Below are 18972 nucleotides of genomic sequence, written 5' to 3' on the forward strand. Positions count from 1 at the left end.
ATAAGCATTAATGACTTTATCTAATACGCTTGAAATCTGCGCTAATTCATTTTCTTCAGCCCTTGAAGCGGAAAAAGGTGGCGCAAACCGTGTTGAGCTTTGTGAAAATATGGCTGAAGGCGGAACAACTCCTAGTTATGCTCAAATCAAATTGTGTAAGAAAAAGCTAAATATTCAAGTTTGGCCAATCATTCGTCCACGAGGTGGAGATTTTTTATACAGTAATGATGAATTCGAGCTGATAAAAGAAGACATCAAAATCTGTAAATCATTAAACTGCGATGGTGTTGTAACTGGTATTTTGTTAGCCAATGGCGAAATAGACAAAATACGCTGTGCTGAGCTTATAGATTTGGCAAAACCAATGCCTGTTTCCTTCCATAGGGCTTTTGACATGAGTAATGATTTGGAAAAAGCTTTAGAAGATTTAATTGAATTGGGTTTTGTAAGGGTTTTAACTTCCGGTGGTGCAAATAATGCTGTTGAAGGTATTAAAGCTATAGCTGAATTGGTCAAACTAGCAAATGGCAGAATAGAAATCATGCCAGGAGCTGGAATAAATCCTAATAATATTCAAGAAATTGCAACCCAAACATGTGCTATAAACTTCCATTCATCTGCTAGATTATTTGTTAAAAGTAAAATGGAATATCGCAATCAAACAACCAAAATGGGAAGTATTGAAGATGAATATCAATACCAACAAACTTCAGCAGAATTGGTTAAAAAAATGATAGAACAACTAGGATGATTTTTTATTGCTTACGTCATTGCGAGGATCGATTTTTCATCGTCCGAAGCAATCTGCTTTGAGCGTAGGACAATTATTTATAAACTATAGTGTGTTGAGGTATTACCGACAGAAATTAATTAAAGTTTAGGCAGGTGGAGACACCAGCCGATAAAACTACAAAAACCATAAAATGAAAAAATTAAACATCCTCATAATTCTTCTCACATTTGCATTTATTGCCAATGCTCAAACCGGCAAACCAAAAGCCCCAGAATTTGCATTGGGAACTTTTACTGATGATTACGGAATAAGTTATACAATAAATGATACGCTTTGGGTTCAAAATCCCAAAACAAAATACCATATCATAAAGTGGAACCCTGAAAAGCAATACCTAGTCGCTAAAAATGATGTTGGAAACAAAACCGATGGCCATAAATATACTCGTATCGATTACATGATATTTACTGGAATGGCACCATACCTATGGGGTTTTTGCTTAACAGCTTATGATGCCGAAACTGATGCTATTGCTGAGCAAACTGCTTCAGCTGATAGACAAAATCCTAAAAAAGGTTGCAATGGTTATCCTTTTTCTAGAATGAAAAAAATTGAAATAAAACCCTCTACAAACTAAATAATGAAGTTTTCTAAAATACTTACTGCCATCTTGCTATTTGTAAGTTTTGCAAATGCCCAAACCAAAAGAGATTATAATCAATATGTAAATCCATTTATTGGTACTGGTGGTCACGGTCATACTTATCCTGGCCCTGCGTTGCCGTTCGGGATGATACAACCTGGACCAGATACAAGATTAGAAGGTTGGGATGGCTGTTCTGGTTATCATTATACCGATAATACGATTTACGGATTTTCGCAAACTCATTTAAGCGGAACAGGAATTCCAGATTATTGTGATTTTTTGTTTATGCCAACAGTTGGGAAACCTCAATTTATAAACACACAGTATGCTTCTCCTTTTCAAAAGAAAAATGAAAAAGCCAGTACTGGTTATTACAGCACTTTATTAGATAAGTACAACGTTAAAGCCGAAATTACCGCTACAAGACGTTCTGGATTGTACAAATTCACTTATCCAAAATCTAACGAAGCAAATGTCATTATCGATTTAAAACACAGAGATAAGGTTTTAGACAGTTGGATTGAAGTTGTTAACGACAGGGAAATTAAAGGTTATAGAAAATCGAAAGCTTGGGCAACTGGACAAGAGTTGTATTTCCACGTTCGTTATAACAAACCTTTCAAATCTTACGGAATTGTAGTTGATGATGAATTGAAGCCAGGAATTAAAAAAGCAAAAGGAACAAACATCAAGTTATACATACAGTTTGCTACCGGCGACCAAGAAGCAATTCTATCTAGAGTTGCCATTTCTGCTGTTGATGATAAGGGCGCATTAAAAAATTTAGATGCTGAAATTGATGGATTTGACTTTGCAAAAGTCTTAGCTAAAGCTAAAATTGCTTGGAACAAGGAGCTCTCTAAAATTGATGCAGAAAGCACTAATAAAAAACAATTAACTACTTTTTATACTGCACTTTACCATAGTTTACTTAATCCAAATTTGTATATGGATGTTGATGGTAAATACCGTGGGTTAGACAATAAAATTCATACCGCAAAAGACTTTGAATATTTCACTGTTTTCTCTTTGTGGGATACTTATAGAACTGAAAATCCATTGCTCACATTAATCGATAAAAAACACACTTTAGATTTTATCAAAACCTTTTTAGCCATGCACCAACAAGGCGGACAATTACCGATTTGGCCTTTAGCTAACGATGAAACATTTTGTATGATTGGCAATCACGCTATTCCGGTAATTACTGATGGGTATGCAAAAGGTATTAGAGGTTTTGATACAAAACTTGCTTTAGAAGCGATGAAACACGCAGTAAATCGCAAACAATTTGGCATAGATATTTACGCAAAAAATGGTGCAGTATTAGCTGATATAGAACACGAAAGCGCTTCTAAAACAGTAGAATATGCTTATGATGACTGGTGTATTGCACAGTTTGCAAAAATGATTGGTGCAGAGGCTGATTATCAGACCTACATCACTAGAGCCCAAAACTGGAAGAATGTTTATGACCCATCAACTGGGCATATTAGAGCTAGAAATAATGGTGGTTGGTGGAAACCCTTTAACCCAACAGAGGTAAATAATAATTATACCGAAGGTAATTCGTGGCATTACAGTTTTAGTACCCAACAAGACATTAATGGGCATATAGATTTGATGGGTGGAGAGAAAATTTATCAAGCAAAGCTAGATGAATTGTTTACTACGAAACAAGGCTTAACTGGTCGTGACCAAAGTGATATTACAGGTTTAATTGGTCAATATGCTCACGGAAATGAGCCAAGTCACCACATGGCCTATCTTTTTAATTTCACCTCACATCCTGAAAAAACGCAGTATTATATCAACAAAATAATGAATGAGCAGTATCATGACCAGCCTGATGGTTTGTCTGGAAATGAAGATTGCGGACAAATGAGTGCTTGGTTAGTGATGAGTGCGATGGGAATTTATCCAGTTTCACCAGGAAACAACATGTACAATATTGGTACGCCTTGGTTTAAAAAGATGACGGTTAGTTTAGAGAATGGAAAGAAAATCATCATTTCTGCTCCTGCCAAAACTAATGCTAATTATTACATCAAAGGAATTTCTTTAAATGGAAAACCCCATAAAAAGCTATTCTTAAACTTTACTGATTTAGCAAAAGGCGCAAATTTAAACTTTGCTTTATCGGCTACACCTGATATGAAATACTTGAACAGTCTACAAAAACCTGTGATGAAAATTACAGAAAACCTGATTGTTCCGAATCCAATAATTGATGGTCCGCAAGAAACTTTTAAGGATAAAGCACAAGTTAGCATTACTTCTGCTCTAGCCAATACTGAAATTTATTATACGCTAGATGGAAGTACTCCAAGTCAAAATTCGACAAAATATGTTACTTCATTTAGCATAGATAAAAATGCAACCGTAAATGCCATTGCATATAAAAAAGGTTTTAAAACAAGTTATGTAAGCACCGCGACTTATAAAAAGATTAACAATAACTACACCATAAAAACTAACAGTGAAATTAATAAAAGCTTTACTGGCGGAGGAAACGATGCCTTAATTGATGGAGTTAGAGGTGCAATTAATTGGCGAGTTGGCAACAGGTGGCAAGGTTTCTGGGGTAAAGATTTTGAAGCTATTTTAGATTTAGGCAAAGACCAGCAAGTAAACTCTGTAAGCATTGGCGCATTACAAGATACAAATGCTTGGATTGTTTTTCCGCCAGAAACAGAATTTTGGATTGCAGGAAACGATATGAGTTTCAAATTAATTGGGACAGTAAAAGCTCCAGTTGATGCAAAAGATTATAATATTCAAATTAAAGAGTTGGGTATAAAAGTTAATGCAGTTTGCCGATACATTAAAATCATCGCTAAAAATTATGGAGAACTACCTACTTGGCACGAAGGCGCCGGTGGAAAAGCACACACGTTTTTTGATGAGATAACTGTTAAATAACTATACAAGTCATTTCTAGGTTCGGTTTTTTATCGTCCGAAGCAATCTATTTGGCAGGAAAGATTGCTTTGCTATGCGTAATCACTTCACGGTTTTATATCGATAGCAAAGTCGCTTATCCCTACTTCTTCCATAAATTATGCATTTATTTAATTTTATACAATAGCTCACCAAGGGGAACAATAGCGGTTACTTGTGGGTTATGGTCTGCTTCTAACACCTCAACGGGTATTTTTCTTTTTCTTGCACGCCCTGCCTGTGAAGCGAAGTCATCATTTTCAGGAAGCGTGCCTTTAGCTACAGTTAAAACATATTGTGCAGGAATTGTAGAAACTCCTCTTTTTAAATGAAGAATTTCTGTAAATGTTTTAAGCGATTGAGGTACATCTTTTGGTATTGGCTGACTTGCCTTAACCCAAGCTGGAACTAAAAAACCATTTACTTGACTTTTAATTAAACCATCCATTTTTCCACTAAATAACGTAGCTACACTTTCGCCGTCATTGGGTAAAAAGGCATCTAGATATATCATTTTTTTAATGCGATTAGGAATGCTATCTGCAACTCCTGTAATCACCATTCCCCCATAACTATGACCAACTAATACCACATCGTACAAATTTTCATAAAGAATTTGGTTCACCACATCTTTAACATGTGTGCTAAGGTTAACATCCGCTGATGCCAAATGGGCCCTTTCTCCCTGCCCTGTTAAGGATGGTCTATAAACCTTACAGCCTTTGGCAGTTAAAATGGAATCTACTTTTTTAAAGGCATAACTACCACCCCAAGCACCATGAACAATTACATAAGTTGTTTTTTTTGATTCTTGGGCAAATACTTGTAACGATACACCTATTAACAGAATGGATAACCAATTTTTAAATTTCATTTTATATTTTTTGAATTAGGATAATTGTTTAATTACAAAATACGTATGCTACACTAGCCATTCGTAATGGTTAATTGCTCATGTGCTATTTCAATAGTGTCAATAGCTACTTCGTTTCCATCAGATTTTAAATCAGTACTCGTAATTTTTGTAGGCCAAGCATTACTAAGCGTCCACTGCATTGTTATTTTACCTGCCTCATCCAACAGCTTAATTACAATGGTTCTTCTCTTGATGGTATTCATCTTGATTTCAGCATGCCAATTCCAGAAAGTATTATCGTTAACAAAAATTCCTCTTTTCATTGTTACGTTTCCATATTTGGTAATTCCTGGCATTTTCTCTGTAGAAAACAATTTGCTATTGCTCTTGCGGTATTCTATTATCTGAGTTTCCACATCCATTCCGCTAACTTCTTGAAAGGCTACGCCTTTTAGCTCAGTTCCTAAGTCTACCTCGAATCTAAACTTAGGCATTGGCCATATTGAGTCTTGTTTGCTTCCATCTTCTACCATGATTGTGTTGAATTGAGTTTATATTTATTACTGATTTGAAATCCAATATAAGGTTTTAGCATTAATTTAGAGAGAAGATTATTTCTTTAAACAATTAACTAATCTCCCTGCCTGCCGGCGGGCAGGCTTCAGGTGCATTTAAGGCCGTATTCGTACTTGGGAAAGGATTGTGGGGTTTTGAGGGGTTGCGAAGTTGCCTATACTACTATGTGCGTCATGCTCAGCTTGTCCCGATAGCTATCGGGAGGGCATCGTAATGCTATTGCACAGCTAATCTTAAAGCGTTACGCCTAGCTTGGCAGTTGCTAGTCCTCCACTTGCACTTGCCAGTTCTATTTTATTTATTCCAATGCTCAGCCTTGCCTCGGTTAGCCGCCGAATGGCTTTCTGTTTTTCACGCTAGTATATTTTAGGGGCGTTCAAAAATGCTTCGCAATATTCCATTGATGAAAAGAAGCAAAACCGAGCCCTTCAGTGAGCTCATTAATTCCATTAAAAACAATAACAACTCATTAATAAATCTAGGCTGCAAAATCGGTATAAGTTCTGTCAAAGAGACGATTTGATAAAGGGAGAAGTAATGCCAAGCGACATTTTAGACCCTGTTTAAAGCGTTGTTAGTTTATCGTTGCTCGACAGACGAAAAACGTTTATCCTCTCTACAAAACCCACTTATTCAGAAAATTATTAAAATCTTCTTTGAACTGCTCGCTTACAGGTATGGTGATATCGTTTATTTGGACAGAAGTTTTATTAGCCGATTTGATAGCGGCTGTTGCCACAATGAAAGAGCGGTGCAGGCGTAAAAACATTTCGGCAGGTAATTTCTCTTGAAGTCGTTTAAGGCTAGTAAGTGTTAGTAAAGGCTTTTCTGTAGAGCGTAGGTACACCTTAACATAGTCTTTTAAACCTTCAATGTAAAGAATGTCGTCTACGTCAGTCTTTACCAACTGATGTTCTACTTTTAAATAGATATAAGGTCTTTGGTCTTGTGCTAATCTGGTTTCAAAGGTGGCACTTTGTAAACTATTTTCATACATATAAAAATAATCCTTCGCCTTTTCGGCAGCCTTAGAGAAATCTACGTAGCTGAAGGGTTTCACCAGATAATCTAATGCATCTACCTTAAAACCTTCAAGTGCATACTGATCATAGGCTGTGGTGAATATAATCCTTACGTTTTTCTTTTTATCTGATTGACCAATGATACGTGCCAATTCTATACCACTTAAATCTGCCATCCTGATGTCGAGGAAAATAAGGCTTAAACTAGGATTCTCGTGTATTTCTTTTAATGCAGATATGGCATTATTGTAGCTACCTGCTAAATGCAAATATGGCGTTTGTTGAATATATGATGCGATTAACTCCAGCGCTGCTGGTTCATCATCTACTGCTATACAATTAATGCTCATCTATTGTTAAAGTTAAAGTCACCACAAATTCTTTTGCAAAATCATCAGGTTCTGCTGTCAATTCATATCTGTTTGGATAAATCAAATCTAAACGCCTTCTGGTATTGGCAACGCCGATGCCTTTGTCGTCTTCTAGTTGTTTTGCAAGTCCTACGAAAAGTGAATTACGAACTTCAAGCATCAGCTTTCCATCCTTCTCTGCTAGTTCAATATAAACATAACTTGGATTAACAGCACTGATACCATGTTTAAAAGCATTTTCTATAAACGGAAGGAAAAGCATTGGAGCTACAGGTAAATCTCTCAAACCTGGTTTTCTATCAAAAATCACTTGTACATCTTCAGCTATGCGAACTTTCATCAAGGCAATATAGTCTTCAATAAAATCCATTTCCTTAAACAGGGAAGTCTGCTCATTTTTGGTATCGTAGAGCACATACCTCATCATGTGTGAAAGGGAATAAATGGAAGTTTTTGCTGATTTAACATTGGTATCCATCAATGCATAAATGGTATGTAGTGTATTGAATAAAAAATGCGGATTGATTTGTGCTTTTAAATAAGCTAGCTCGGCACCTACCCTTTCCTTCTCAGAAACCTCATAGGCAAGTTGTTTCTTTTGCAATCTTTTTGCAATTACAGAAACCCAACTAAGAGCAAGCGCAAGTATAGATAGACCAGTAATCCAAGTTTTTGTCCAATGGTAGTTTGGCACATAAGGCTTTCCTGGTTTATCATATAGTTTGGCAAAAATCTCATTAATGCCTATCGTATCGGCAAACCAAATATTAGCCTGTACCATGAACCAAATGGTTAAAATGAGTATCAATAGATAGGGTATTCCCCAATATTTATTAGATAGCTTCGGGAAAAACAGATAGATGTTACAAAAATAAAGTGCCGCTATTGATGCATTTTCTACCACCTGCTTAAGCCAGAATTCCCAAGGCATGGTCGAATAGCTATTTAATTGAACAACCAGCCAACAAAACAATGAGGCCATCACCACAAAGTCTATCGAAAATACTGCCTTCAAAATCCGACTATCTCTATTCATATCCAAATGTAATCAACTCCCAATTTAGTTGAAGATACAAAAAGACTGATTTTATCTGAATTGTTGGCAAGTAATAGATAGTTTGGACTAATTCATAGACGAATAAAGCTTTACGTCCCTTTGAAATATGGTAAAATTACCCATCGGTTGAAAACAGCTAACGGTCTAGGCTAAATCCCGAATGGTCTATTAGAAAATTATTTACCAAAAAGATTGTTTTGCTTTGAAGAAAGCAAGAAAAATAACTACTAAAATATGAAAACATCAATCATCGGAATTTTACTAACCATTACCGCTATACAGTATAGCAATGCGCAAATACGAACCGACTCAACTGCCTCAACCAGACCTAATCAATCCCAAAATCCATCATTTTTTACTGGAGGTTCTGCTACCGTAGAACGGATGCCAACTCCCCCAGATTTTAACTGCGGTGCAGCGAAAGTAACATTTCAACCAAAAACACGTACTGTTTGGCACTCACATGCTGGCGGACAATTTATCGTGGTAACACAAGGAACGGCCTGGTATCAAGAAAAAGGTAAAGCAAAACAAATTATCCCACAGGGTGGAGCAGTAATCTGCCCTCCAAATGTGATGCATTGGCATGGCGCATCCCCAGATGGAGTGATGTCGCACACGGTAGCTACTCCAAATTTAGATAAAGGTGGCGCAACAGCTGGACAAGCGGTTACTGATGAAGAATATAACAGTAAAAACTAATAACCTATAAAAAACAATTAAAAATGAAAAAGACAATTCTTTCCCTATTGGTATTATTTATGGCTGCACAATTTTGTGCTGCCCAAACAACTACACCTTCTAAGGCAGAACAAGAAATACTTGATCTTTCTAAAGCGAAATGGCTTTGGATGGCCGACAAAAAAGTAGATACTTTGAATGCGTTTTTTGTAGACAAAGCGATGTTTGTACACATGAGTGGTAAATGGGATAAAGCTCGTGAATTAGAAGTAATTAAAAGTGGTTCTATTTGGTATAAAAAAGCAGAAGTTTATTCTGCCTCAGTAAACATTTTGGGCAATACAGCCATTGTACTTAATGACCTTGACCTCTTAGCTGTAGTAGGTGGAAATGAAGTAATCAATCCCTTTATGGTAACTGAAGTTTATTTAAAAGAAAATGGTAAATGGAGATTAGCACAACTCACGTTCTCAACTCAAAGAAGGCCTGTTAAACTTACTAAACCTTAAAAGCAAAACATCAACAACACCAATGTTGTTATATTAATACAAGCGCTCGTAAAATTTATGCAAAAAATAAAATTGAACAACGGAATAGAAATGCCAATATTAGGTTTTGGTGTTTTTCAGGTAACTGATCCTGCAGAGTGCGAAAAAAGTGTATTAGAAGCTATTGAAACTGGGTATCGTTTGATTGACACTGCGCAGTCTTATGGCAATGAAGAAGCTGTTGGTAGGGCACTTAAAGCCAGTGGAGTAGCACGAGAAGAACTTTTCATTACTACTAAGTTATGGATACAGTCTAACGGATATGAGGGAGCAAAAAAAGCATTTGAAACCTCTTTGAAAAATCTTCAATTGGATTACTTAGATCTTTATCTTATCCATCAGCCTTATGGTGATGTTTATGGGGAATGGCGAGCGATGGAAGAACTATATAAAGAAGGCAAAATAAAGGCAATTGGGGTTAGCAATTTTCATCCCGATAGGTTAACTGACCTGATCATCCATAATGAAATTTTACCTGCTGTAAATCAGATTGAAACACATCCTTTTCATCAACAACATGAAACACAAGATTTCTTAACAGAAAACAATGTACAAATTGAATCATGGGGTCCATTTGCTGAAGGTAAGAACGATCTTTTTACCAACGAATTATTAAAAGGAATTGGCGAAAAGTATAACAAATCTATTGCTCAGGTAGTATTGCGTTGGCTTACACAACGGGGCGTAGTTGCTATTCCTAAATCTGTACGTAAAGAACGTATGGCTGAAAACTTTGATATTTTCGATTTTGAGCTAAGCGAACAAGACATGGAATTAATCAAAACCTTGGATTCAGGCACTAGCAGCTTCTTCGACCATCGCGATCCAAAAATGGTAAAATGGCTTGGAGAAAGAAAATTGAGCAATTAAGGAAGAAATGAAAGTTGCGCAAAAATACCTTTTGATTTTAATACTGATTTCAGGAATGATAAGTGTAGCTAATGCGCAATCCTCATCTATCAAAGATAAAAAGGTATTGATCGTTTACCTGACTAGAACCAAGAATACTGAAGCCGTAGCTCAGCGGATACAAAAGGAAGTTGGCGGAAAATTAATAGGCCTAGAGTTAGTTACACCATACCCAGAAAACTATGGGCAACACGTAGCTCAGGTTGTTAAAGAAAATAACAGTAATTATCTGCCTGCTTTAAAGACCAAAATCGACAGCGTCGAGAGCTATGATCTAATTTTCATAGGTTTTCCAACCTGGGGTATGAAAATACCACCTCCTATGAAGACCTTTTTAAAACAATATAATTTTAGTGGTAAAACAATTATCCCTTTTAATACAAATGCAGGTTATGGTGTAGGCAGCGGTTTTGAAACGGTAAAACAGCTCAGTCCTAACAGCACCGTACTAGAAGGTTACTCTACTACAGGAGGTATTGAACGAGATGGGGTTAAATTTGTAATGCAGGGCGATAAAGAAAGAAAGACAGCAGATGAAGTGAAGGCTTGGTTGCAGAAAATAAAATTGGTTAAGTAATGGAAGTTAAAATAAATTGATATGAAAAATTATCTTATTATCCTTATGGCGAGCAGTTTAATGTTGGCCACATCTTGCAAAAAGAAAGATAAAACGGCACCTGTTGAAGAACCTGTACCTACTAATCCATCTGTAGAAACCTTGCCACCAAATTCGAATTATAAACCTGCCTTTACAGGTCAGACACGAATAGCGGCTGTAAAAACTACCACAAGTTATAGTACAAATGTAGTTACCTCTTCGCTTACAGCACCTTGGGGAATTGCAGCAATGCCTGATGGCCGCTTTCTAATTACAGAAAAGGCAGGAAGAATGCGTATCGTAACTAGCGCTGGGGTCGTAAGTGAAATCAACACGGGTATTCCTACTGTTAATGCTGGTGGACAAGGTGGCTTACTTGGAATATGTCTTGATCCAGATTTTTCTACCAACCGCATGGTCTATTGGTCGTTTTCGGAACCAGGAACTGGTGGAAATGTTACTGCCATAGCTAAGGGAAGATTGGCTACAAACGAACTTTCTATCGAGGGCGCTACTGTTATTTTTCGTGGAAGTCCCCGCTATTCAGGAGTAAACCATTATGGGGGAAGAGTGATATTTGACAGAAACGGTAATCTTTTTGCAAGCCTTGGGGAGCGTGCTGATAATGCTACTCGTGCCCAAGCGCAGTTGACTAATGCTTCTATCGGAAAAGTAGTTAGAATTACTAAGGATGGACAACCTGTAGCAGGCAACCCCTTTATCGGCCAAGCTGGTGCGCTTCCAGAACTTTATTCAATAGGTCATAGAAACCCGCAAGGACTAGCCATACACCCAGTAAGCGGAGATATTTGGCAAAGTGAACATGGTCCTCGAGGTGGAGATGAAATTAATCGTGTGCAGCCTGGAGCAAACTTTGGCTGGCCAACCATCACTTATGGATTGGAATATAGTGGACAACCAGTGCTAACTGGAATACAGGCACAGAGTGGAATGACACAGCCAGTTTATTATTGGGATCCGGTAGTATCGCCAAGTGGCATGACCTTTTACAGTGGTAATCGCGTACCTGAGTGGCAAAATAATCTTTTCATTGGCTCATTGAGTGGGATGCACATCGTAAGGTTAGTGATCACCAATAATGTAGTAACTGGAGAAGAGAGACTACTAGCAAATGTAAGTCAGCGTTTTAGGGACATTACCCAAGGAATAGACGGGGCTCTTTATGCCATTACAGATCAGGGAAGATTGTATCGAATAGACAAGAATTAGTTTACTTAAGTATCATAGGTATTCATAATCTTTCAAGATTATCTTTTTTACTGGAATGAAGTAAATTAAAAGCCGACGCTACATCTCCAAGTTTGGGATTTTGAAGGCTTACGAAGCTCTCTAACAAACTACGTCATTGCCAGCTTGACTGGCAATCATAATGCTATTGTAGGCAAGATATATACATAACTTATTATATGTGTCTGGCAATCCTAATGCTATTGGAAAGGCTGGTGGTTAAACTCCCAGTTAGAAATATTTAGATACAAAAAAGGCATCCATTTTGGATGCCTTAAAATATTATTCTCAAAAACGTTTCAATGCCTAACCTTCTTGCTGTTTTGCTGCCAGTTGGATAGCCTCACGAATACGGAGATAAGTGCCGCAACGACAAATATTACCAGACATCGCATCGTCTATATCTTGCTCGGTAGGATTTTTATTTTCCTTTAATAAAACAGCTGCAGACATGATCTGACCAGCCTGACAATAACCACACTGAGAAACATCTAAATCTAACCAAGCTTTTTGTAATGGATGAGTACCTGTTTCTGATAAGCCTTCAATTGTAACTACTTTTTTGCCTTGTGCTCTACTTACTTTGGTTACGCATGAGCGAACAGCCTCACCATCGAGATGCACAACGCAGGCACCACATTGGGCAACTCCACATCCATATTTGGTTCCTACAAGACCAACAATATCCCGCAGCACCCATAACAAAGGTGTATTAGGGTCTGCATCTATTTTATGTATCTTTTTATTTATGGTTAACGTAATCATATAATGAATATTAATGATGATAGAAAAGGATTAAACATTAGGCACTTCAGGTTGTACTAGTGAAAAAGGTTGTTGGTAGTGGCGTTTGCCAGTTGCTTTGTATAGCGCATTTGCCACAGCTCCGAATACAGGTGGAAAAGGTGGTTCACCCAAGCCAGTTGGATCGATATCGTTTTGTACAAATGAAACCTCTATCTTTTTAGGTGCTTCTTGCATGCGAATGATCCTATACTTATGGAAATTGCTTTCTTCTACCAAGCCCTCTTTATGCGTGAGACCACCATATAAACTGTTTCCAATTCCATCTACAACTGCGCCTTGTACCATGTTAGCAGCCGCATCTGGGTTAATAACAATACCACAATCTACAGCACTAAATACTCTCTCCACATAAGGTTGTCCGTTTTTAACAGTCATGTCTACAACATGGGCAGCATAAGAAGCATGGCAAAAATAAGCGGCAACACCACGGCTATATTTACCTTGTTCTGGTCCATTCCACCCTGATTTTTCCTTTACCAATTGTAGTACACCTGCATAACGATCTACATTATAATCATTGTTTCTTCCTACCGGATTTTCCTTTGCTCGTTTAAGCAACTCTAAACGAAAATCTATTGGATCTTTTCCCATTGCTTCAGCTAGTTCATCTAAAAAAGACTGTTCTGCTGCTGCCGCGAAGTTAGAACCAGGTGCCCTAAAAGCACCCACTGTGATGTTAGATGCAATTTGCCAGCCTTCGGCAAGGTAATTATCTACTGCACCAGCAGGAAACCTATTAGCGTGTACTGCATGTTCTGGTATACCACCACCTTTAAGATGAAAGGCCGTTAGATTTTTATTTGCGTCAAGTGCAGCCCTATAAGTTGCTGTGTACATGGGACGATAGATTCCATAGGTAGTATCATCCTCACGAGTATAAATGAGTTTTATTGGCGATTTAGTTTTTTTAGAAATAAGGGCTGCTTCTACAAGGTAATGTCCATAAGCTCTGCGACCAAAACCACCACCCATACGGGTCATCTGGATTTCAATTTTATCAGCAGGAAGCTTCAACACCTTCATCAATGTAGGCTCTGTCCAACCTGGAGCTTGTAAAGGACCAACTAATAATGCCTTTTCATCTGTTACATGGGCAAAGAAATTCATTGGTTCCATACAATTGTGAGCCAAAAAAGGTGCTGTATAAGTACGTTCTATAATCTGTGCAGCATTTTTGAAAGCAGTTTCTGGATCACCATCCTTGCGTAATTGTTGGGCTGGTTTGGCAGCATATTGCTTCATCTTTTCGTGCTGAACCCTGGTATCTTCCAATTCTCCTGGAACGATAACTTCTCGCTTACCATTCCTTCCTCCCATCGTGTTTTTGGTATCGCCTGCTGGCATCCATTCTACAATGAGCTTCTTTCTTGCATTCATGACTTCCCAAGTCGTTTTACCAACTACAACCAGCAGATCATTGAATGTACGAACATCAAAACCACCTTGTTCAAATCCATCTTCAAAAAGTTTCATGCTAAATACATCACGTATGCCAGGCATTTTTAAAGCTTGTGCAGCATCAAAAGATTTAAGTTTCATTCCAAAAGCAGGTGGATGCTGGATCATTGCAATTAACATACCCTCGTGTTTGTAGTCGAGTCCAAATAGCGGTTTACCAGTAATGATCTTTGTTCCCTCTACATTTTTCTGAGAGCTTCTAACCACATTGAAGTCTTTAACAGACTTCAACTTAACTCCTTTTGGAACTGTTATGACTGCAGCTTTTGAGGCAAATTCTCCATACTTCGCTTTTTTGCCACTTTTTTCATGATAAATGATACCTGCTTTGGTTGTGATTTCTTCTAAAGGTACTGCCCAAGTATTCGCAGCTGCCTGCATTAACATCTGACGAGCTGTTGCACCTGCTTCACGTAATGGCCTCCAGTACATTCGCATGGAATTACTTCCACCAGTAAACTGAGCACCTAACTTTACGCTATCATGTGGTCCCATTTCAACTATTACTTGCTTCCAATCTACACCAAGTTCCTCAGCTACCATCATTGGAAGTGAGGTCATTACGTTTTGACCAAACTCTGGATTGGGACAGATGAGTTTGATAATATTATCAGGGGTAATCTTAATGTAACCATTTAGCTCGCTCCATTGCTCCAGAACAGCTGTCTCACCATTCTTTGGTAGTGCAAGTTTGGCAAGGCCGCTGAAATGAATCATCATTCCACCACCCACAAGAGCAGAGGCTTTGAGAAAGGAACGTCTGCCGTAATCAGTATTGGTCTTTTCCATAATTGGATTCGTTTGTCTTTCGTTGAAATCTATTTATCTTTTGGAGCATAAGCTCCAGTATTTAACCAAGTAACCCAAGCTTTTTTGAATTCTGCATGGGTTAAAGGAGGTAATGCTCTACCCTCACCTGGATTCCAGCCTGCTTTAACCAGACCATCGTCAGCATGAGCAATCAATTTTTTAAGATCTTTGTTTCCATTCTGTTTTGGATCAAGCAATTGTTTAGCTAACTCGTAAGCAGAACGTCCTTGGAAAACCATTTTCATATTTGCAGGTGGCAAATGCCAGTTTGGGTCGCCTGGAGGCGTGTTTTTCCCAGGAGTGTTTGTCGGTTGGTGACAGTTCATGCACTTCATTGCGGTAACACCTTTTCCATCTAAACCTCTTTTAGGTAACATGGCGTGTAAATGGCTATCTTCTCCTTGCAAAGGAACATCTCCAGCAGGGTGGCAATTCATACAGCGTGGGCTCATCAATACGCGATAAACTTGTTGAAATGCCTTAACAGAAGTCACGCTGTCCTTTTTTACTTGTTGCACAGGCATTGCTGCTTCGGCTTTCTTCAAAGTTGAGCCAGCGCCAAGGGCCATTAGGGCGGCCGCAGATAACAAGATACCTACCACTGCAAATGTTCTTAAAGGGCCTGAAAAGCGATGTTTGTTTTTTTCTTGGTTGTCCATTTTATCTATTTTTGTGAGCTCCTCTAGAGATATTTGCTTATTTAGCCTTTATTGTTCTTCTTTAAAATTACCAAAATTCGTTAACTTTATAGTATACAAATAAGCAAATTTTTCTTTATTCCTTCTTCACTGATAGACGGTTCGGGGAAACTTATAGATGAATGCTTATGTTCAATAGACCAATTACTCATTATATTGTTTATAGCGTAAAAACCTTAAGCTATCTAGTAAATCTCTCTAGTGGTCTATTAAAAACGTAATTGCCATTATAAATCTTTTAATTTGCTTTTGACCAAATCATGTAAAAATGAAAGGTTTTCTAGCCATTCGTAAAAAAAATAGCTAAATTCCCAGCAGCAAAAAGCGATGAAAGAGATTGCAGAAATATTAAAAGCCTATAGCAAAGCGGAACAAGACAACAAGAGATCGGCCTTAGCTACTGTGGTTAAGGTAGAAGGATCTTCTTATCGCAGACCAGGAGCCAGAATGTTGGTTACTGATGATGGCTTATTAACCGGTGCCATTAGTGGTGGTTGTTTAGAGGGCGATGCCTTGAAAAAAGCACTTTCGGCTATTCATCAGCAACAAAAAAAACTGGTTACCTATGATACAACTGATGAAGACGATGCTAAATTTGGTGTACAATTAGGCTGTAATGGGATTGTACATATACTATTTGAACCTATAAATAGTAAGGAAGCCAATAATCCAATCGACCTATTAAAAGCTTTAGTAGCAGAACGCGAAAGTGCTGTGTTGGTTACGCTATTTGCTACCGAACATCAACAGCAACTGGGAAGCATTATGTTGTATCGCAAAGCGAAAATAAGTTCAATTGTGCCAGATCAAATTTCAAAAGAAATATCTGAAAAAGCTCAACAAATATTGCTTGGTCAGACCTCCCATTTTGGGGCTTTAGAAATTAATGGACTTTCTTATGAAGCTTTTTTTGAATATACCAGCCCTCCTATTTCTTTGATTATTGCAGGTGCGGGGAATGATGTGCAGCCCTTAGTGCAAATGGCTTATTTATTAGGTTGGGAAGTGACCGTTGTGGATGGTAGACCAACACATGCAACAACACAACGTTTTCCGAATGCAAACAGGGTTTTAATTGCAAAACCTAATGATTTAATGAACAAAGTTGAAATTGATGGACAAACTGCATTTGCATTAATGACTCACAATTACAACTATGATACTGAATTGTTAAACCTGCTTTTACATACCAACGCACCTTATATCGGGACACTCGGGCCAAAGAAAAAATTGGTAAGGATGCTAGATGAGTTGAACCTCAACACAGAAGAAAACCAGCATAGAGTTCACGGCCCTATTGGATTAGACATTGGCGCAGAAACGGCAGAAGAAATTGCTATCTCCATCATTGCAGAAATCAAAGCATTTTTTGCAGGTGCAGGCGCAACATCATTAAAAAACAAGAAAAATTCCATTCATACTCACGAAATAAATTAAGGAATGGACAACGGCATCATTATATTAGCAGCAGGAAACTCTAGCAGATTGGGAAAACCCAAACAACTGTTGAGTTACAAAGGAAAATCCTTATTGGAAATAGCAACGGAAGCTGCTATAGGAACAGGAGTTAGCGCTATTGTAACGGTGTTGGGCGCTTATGCTGATGAAATTTCGGCTGCACATCAACGTTCTAATATCAATTACTTTATTAATGAAAGTTGGGAAAAGGGAATGTCGACAAGTATTCAAGCTGGTTTAGCTGAATTACTAAAACTTAATCCAGCTATGGAGAATGTAATCATTACAGTTTCTGACCAAGCATTTTTAACCGCAGAAACCTTAATGCAGTTGATAGCAGAGAAAGAGCATACTGCTTATCATATTATTGCTAGCAAATATAGAAACACAATAGGCACGCCTGTTTTGTTTAACAAGAAATACTTTACAGATTTAATGAATTTGACTGGAGATACTGGAGCGAAACACCTCATCAAACACCATCCAAATGAGGTAAAAAGCATCTCTTTTGAAAAGGGATTTATTGACATAGATACTGAGGCAGATTACGATAATTTAACCAAACAACAATGATAGCAGATTCTTTTGGACGTGTGCATGACTACTTACGGATATCATTGACTGATAACTGTAACTTCCGCTGCTTTTATTGCATGCCTGAAGAGGATTATGATTTTACGCCTGCCTCAAGGTTAATGCAACCTGATGAAATTCTAAGTTTGGCTAAGTTATTTGTAGCACAAGGCGTTAAAAAAATAAGGTTAACGGGTGGAGAGCCGCTGGTTCGTAAAGATGCAGCAGAAATCATTTCCAACCTAGGGAAATTGCCTGTCGAATTGGTCATTACCACTAACGGGACAAGAATTGCTGAACTGTTACCTACCCTTTTAGCTGCAGGCATTAAATCCATCAATATTAGTTTAGATACCTTACAGCCTGAGAAATTCATGCTCATTACCCGTCGCGATCTTTTCCATCAGGTACGCAGCAATATCGAACTTTTACTACAACATAAGTTAAAGGTAAAAATCAATATGGTGGTGATGAAGGGACTAAATGATGACGAAATCAAGGATTTTATAGACTGGACCAAACATCATCCTTTGCAGATCAGGTTTATCGAATTTATGCCTTTCAGCGGAAATAGATGGACAAGTAATAAAATGTTCTCTTTAGCTGAGATATTGCAAGTGATAGAAAAAGATTTTACTATTCTTCCTGTTAAGGCCGAGCCACACGATACTGCTAAAAGTTTCATGATACCAGGTCACGAAGGGTCATTTGCCATTATAAGTACCATGACTGCTCCATTTTGCGACACTTGCAACAGAATGCGTTTAACTGCCGATGGGAAATTGAAAAACTGCTTGTTTAGCGATGGAGAAACAGATTTATTAACTGCATTACGCAATAATGAAGATGTGTTACCGCTTATCCACGCTTCTATTTTAAGCAAGAAAAAAGAATTAGGTGGTCAGCTCGACAAACACTTTGAGCAAATTGATACCACAACCCTACACAACAGAAGCATGATTACCATTGGAGGATAAGCCAAA

Annotated in this window: 18 protein-coding genes; 11 read left to right on the top strand and 7 right to left on the bottom strand. The window is 37.9% G+C overall.

The window, feature by feature from the left end:
* The first annotated feature begins 10 nt into the window (after positions 1-10).
* The 3 genes from R2Q59_RS06445 (at position 11) to R2Q59_RS06455 (ending at position 4301) form a co-directional block, all read left to right on the top strand.
* Entirely contained in the window at positions 11-751 is a 741-nt protein-coding gene (locus R2Q59_RS06445; RefSeq protein WP_316784525.1) for a copper homeostasis protein CutC, read from the top strand.
* Positions 752-923: 172 nt separating this feature from the next.
* Positions 924-1370, top strand: coding sequence for a hypothetical protein (locus tag R2Q59_RS06450; protein WP_316784527.1), 447 nt, complete (start codon positions 924-926; stop codon positions 1368-1370).
* Between the two features lie 3 nt (positions 1371-1373).
* Positions 1374-4301, top strand: coding sequence for a GH92 family glycosyl hydrolase (locus R2Q59_RS06455; protein WP_316784529.1), 2928 nt, complete (start codon positions 1374-1376; stop codon positions 4299-4301).
* A 145-nt stretch (positions 4302-4446) separates the two neighbouring features.
* On the opposite strand, the gene R2Q59_RS06460 is transcribed toward R2Q59_RS06455, so the two are convergent.
* The 4 genes from R2Q59_RS06460 to R2Q59_RS06475 form a co-directional block, all read right to left on the bottom strand.
* A complete protein-coding gene (locus tag R2Q59_RS06460; RefSeq protein ID WP_316784532.1) occupies positions 4447-5193 on the bottom strand; it encodes an alpha/beta hydrolase in 747 nt (248 codons plus the stop codon).
* Positions 5194-5246: 53 nt separating this feature from the next.
* A complete protein-coding gene (locus R2Q59_RS06465; protein ID WP_316784534.1) occupies positions 5247-5708 on the bottom strand; it encodes a phage tail protein in 462 nt (153 codons plus the stop codon).
* 659 nt (positions 5709-6367) lie between these two features.
* Positions 6368-7123, bottom strand: a complete 756-nt coding sequence (locus R2Q59_RS06470; RefSeq protein WP_316784536.1) for a LytTR family DNA-binding domain-containing protein — start codon at positions 7121-7123, stop codon at positions 6368-6370.
* The gene (locus R2Q59_RS06475) at positions 7113-8180 is read right to left on the bottom strand and encodes a sensor histidine kinase (protein WP_316784538.1); all 1068 of its coding nucleotides are present in this window, start codon (positions 8178-8180) and stop codon (positions 7113-7115) included. Before R2Q59_RS06475 ends, R2Q59_RS06470 begins: the two co-directional genes overlap by 11 nt.
* A gap of 255 nt (positions 8181-8435) precedes the next feature.
* Between R2Q59_RS06475 and R2Q59_RS06480 the strand changes: the two genes are divergently transcribed.
* Genes R2Q59_RS06480 through R2Q59_RS06500 form a run of 5 tightly spaced genes read left to right on the top strand, consistent with a single transcriptional unit; the run spans position 8436 to position 12167 of the window.
* Positions 8436-8903 (top strand): cupin domain-containing protein, encoded by a 468-nt coding sequence (locus tag R2Q59_RS06480; RefSeq protein WP_316784541.1) that lies wholly within the window; start codon positions 8436-8438, stop codon positions 8901-8903.
* Between the two features lie 23 nt (positions 8904-8926).
* On the top strand, positions 8927-9391 hold the full coding sequence (locus R2Q59_RS06485) for a nuclear transport factor 2 family protein (protein WP_316784543.1): 465 nt from the start codon (positions 8927-8929) through the stop codon (positions 9389-9391).
* A 57-nt stretch (positions 9392-9448) separates the two neighbouring features.
* On the top strand, positions 9449-10300 hold the full coding sequence (locus R2Q59_RS06490) for an aldo/keto reductase (protein ID WP_316784545.1): 852 nt from the start codon (positions 9449-9451) through the stop codon (positions 10298-10300).
* Positions 10301-10307: 7 nt separating this feature from the next.
* Positions 10308-10916, top strand: coding sequence for a flavodoxin (locus tag R2Q59_RS06495; RefSeq protein WP_316784547.1), 609 nt, complete (start codon positions 10308-10310; stop codon positions 10914-10916).
* Positions 10917-10937: 21 nt separating this feature from the next.
* Complete coding sequence (locus R2Q59_RS06500) at positions 10938-12167, top strand: PQQ-dependent sugar dehydrogenase (RefSeq protein ID WP_316784549.1); 1230 nt, start codon at positions 10938-10940, stop codon at positions 12165-12167.
* A gap of 324 nt (positions 12168-12491) precedes the next feature.
* On the opposite strand, the gene R2Q59_RS06505 is transcribed toward R2Q59_RS06500, so the two are convergent.
* The 3 genes from R2Q59_RS06505 to R2Q59_RS06515 are packed head-to-tail and all read right to left on the bottom strand — an operon-like array spanning position 12492 to position 15919.
* Complete coding sequence (locus R2Q59_RS06505; protein ID WP_316784551.1) at positions 12492-12950, bottom strand: (2Fe-2S)-binding protein; 459 nt, start codon at positions 12948-12950, stop codon at positions 12492-12494.
* A gap of 30 nt (positions 12951-12980) precedes the next feature.
* Positions 12981-15239: a xanthine dehydrogenase family protein molybdopterin-binding subunit gene (locus tag R2Q59_RS06510; RefSeq protein ID WP_316784553.1), complete on the bottom strand. Its 2259-nt coding sequence runs from the start codon at positions 15237-15239 to the stop codon at positions 12981-12983.
* 29 nt (positions 15240-15268) lie between these two features.
* Complete coding sequence (locus R2Q59_RS06515) at positions 15269-15919, bottom strand: hypothetical protein (protein ID WP_316784554.1); 651 nt, start codon at positions 15917-15919, stop codon at positions 15269-15271.
* A gap of 366 nt (positions 15920-16285) precedes the next feature.
* Between R2Q59_RS06515 and R2Q59_RS06520 the strand changes: the two genes are divergently transcribed.
* The 3 genes from R2Q59_RS06520 to moaA are packed head-to-tail and all read left to right on the top strand — an operon-like array spanning position 16286 to position 18966.
* Entirely contained in the window at positions 16286-17395 is a 1110-nt protein-coding gene (locus R2Q59_RS06520) for an XdhC family protein (protein WP_316784556.1), read from the top strand.
* A gap of 3 nt (positions 17396-17398) precedes the next feature.
* Positions 17399-17989, top strand: a complete 591-nt coding sequence (locus tag R2Q59_RS06525; RefSeq protein WP_316784559.1) for a nucleotidyltransferase family protein — start codon at positions 17399-17401, stop codon at positions 17987-17989.
* On the top strand, positions 17986-18966 hold the full coding sequence (moaA, locus tag R2Q59_RS06530; RefSeq protein ID WP_316784561.1) for a GTP 3',8-cyclase MoaA: 981 nt from the start codon (positions 17986-17988) through the stop codon (positions 18964-18966). The genes R2Q59_RS06525 and moaA overlap by 4 nt, the downstream gene beginning before the upstream one ends.
* Positions 18967-18972: the final 6 nt, after the last annotated feature.

It is taken from the genome of Pedobacter frigiditerrae, from assembly GCF_032678705.1.
Lineage (GTDB): Bacteria > Bacteroidota > Bacteroidia > Sphingobacteriales > Sphingobacteriaceae > Pedobacter > Pedobacter frigiditerrae_A.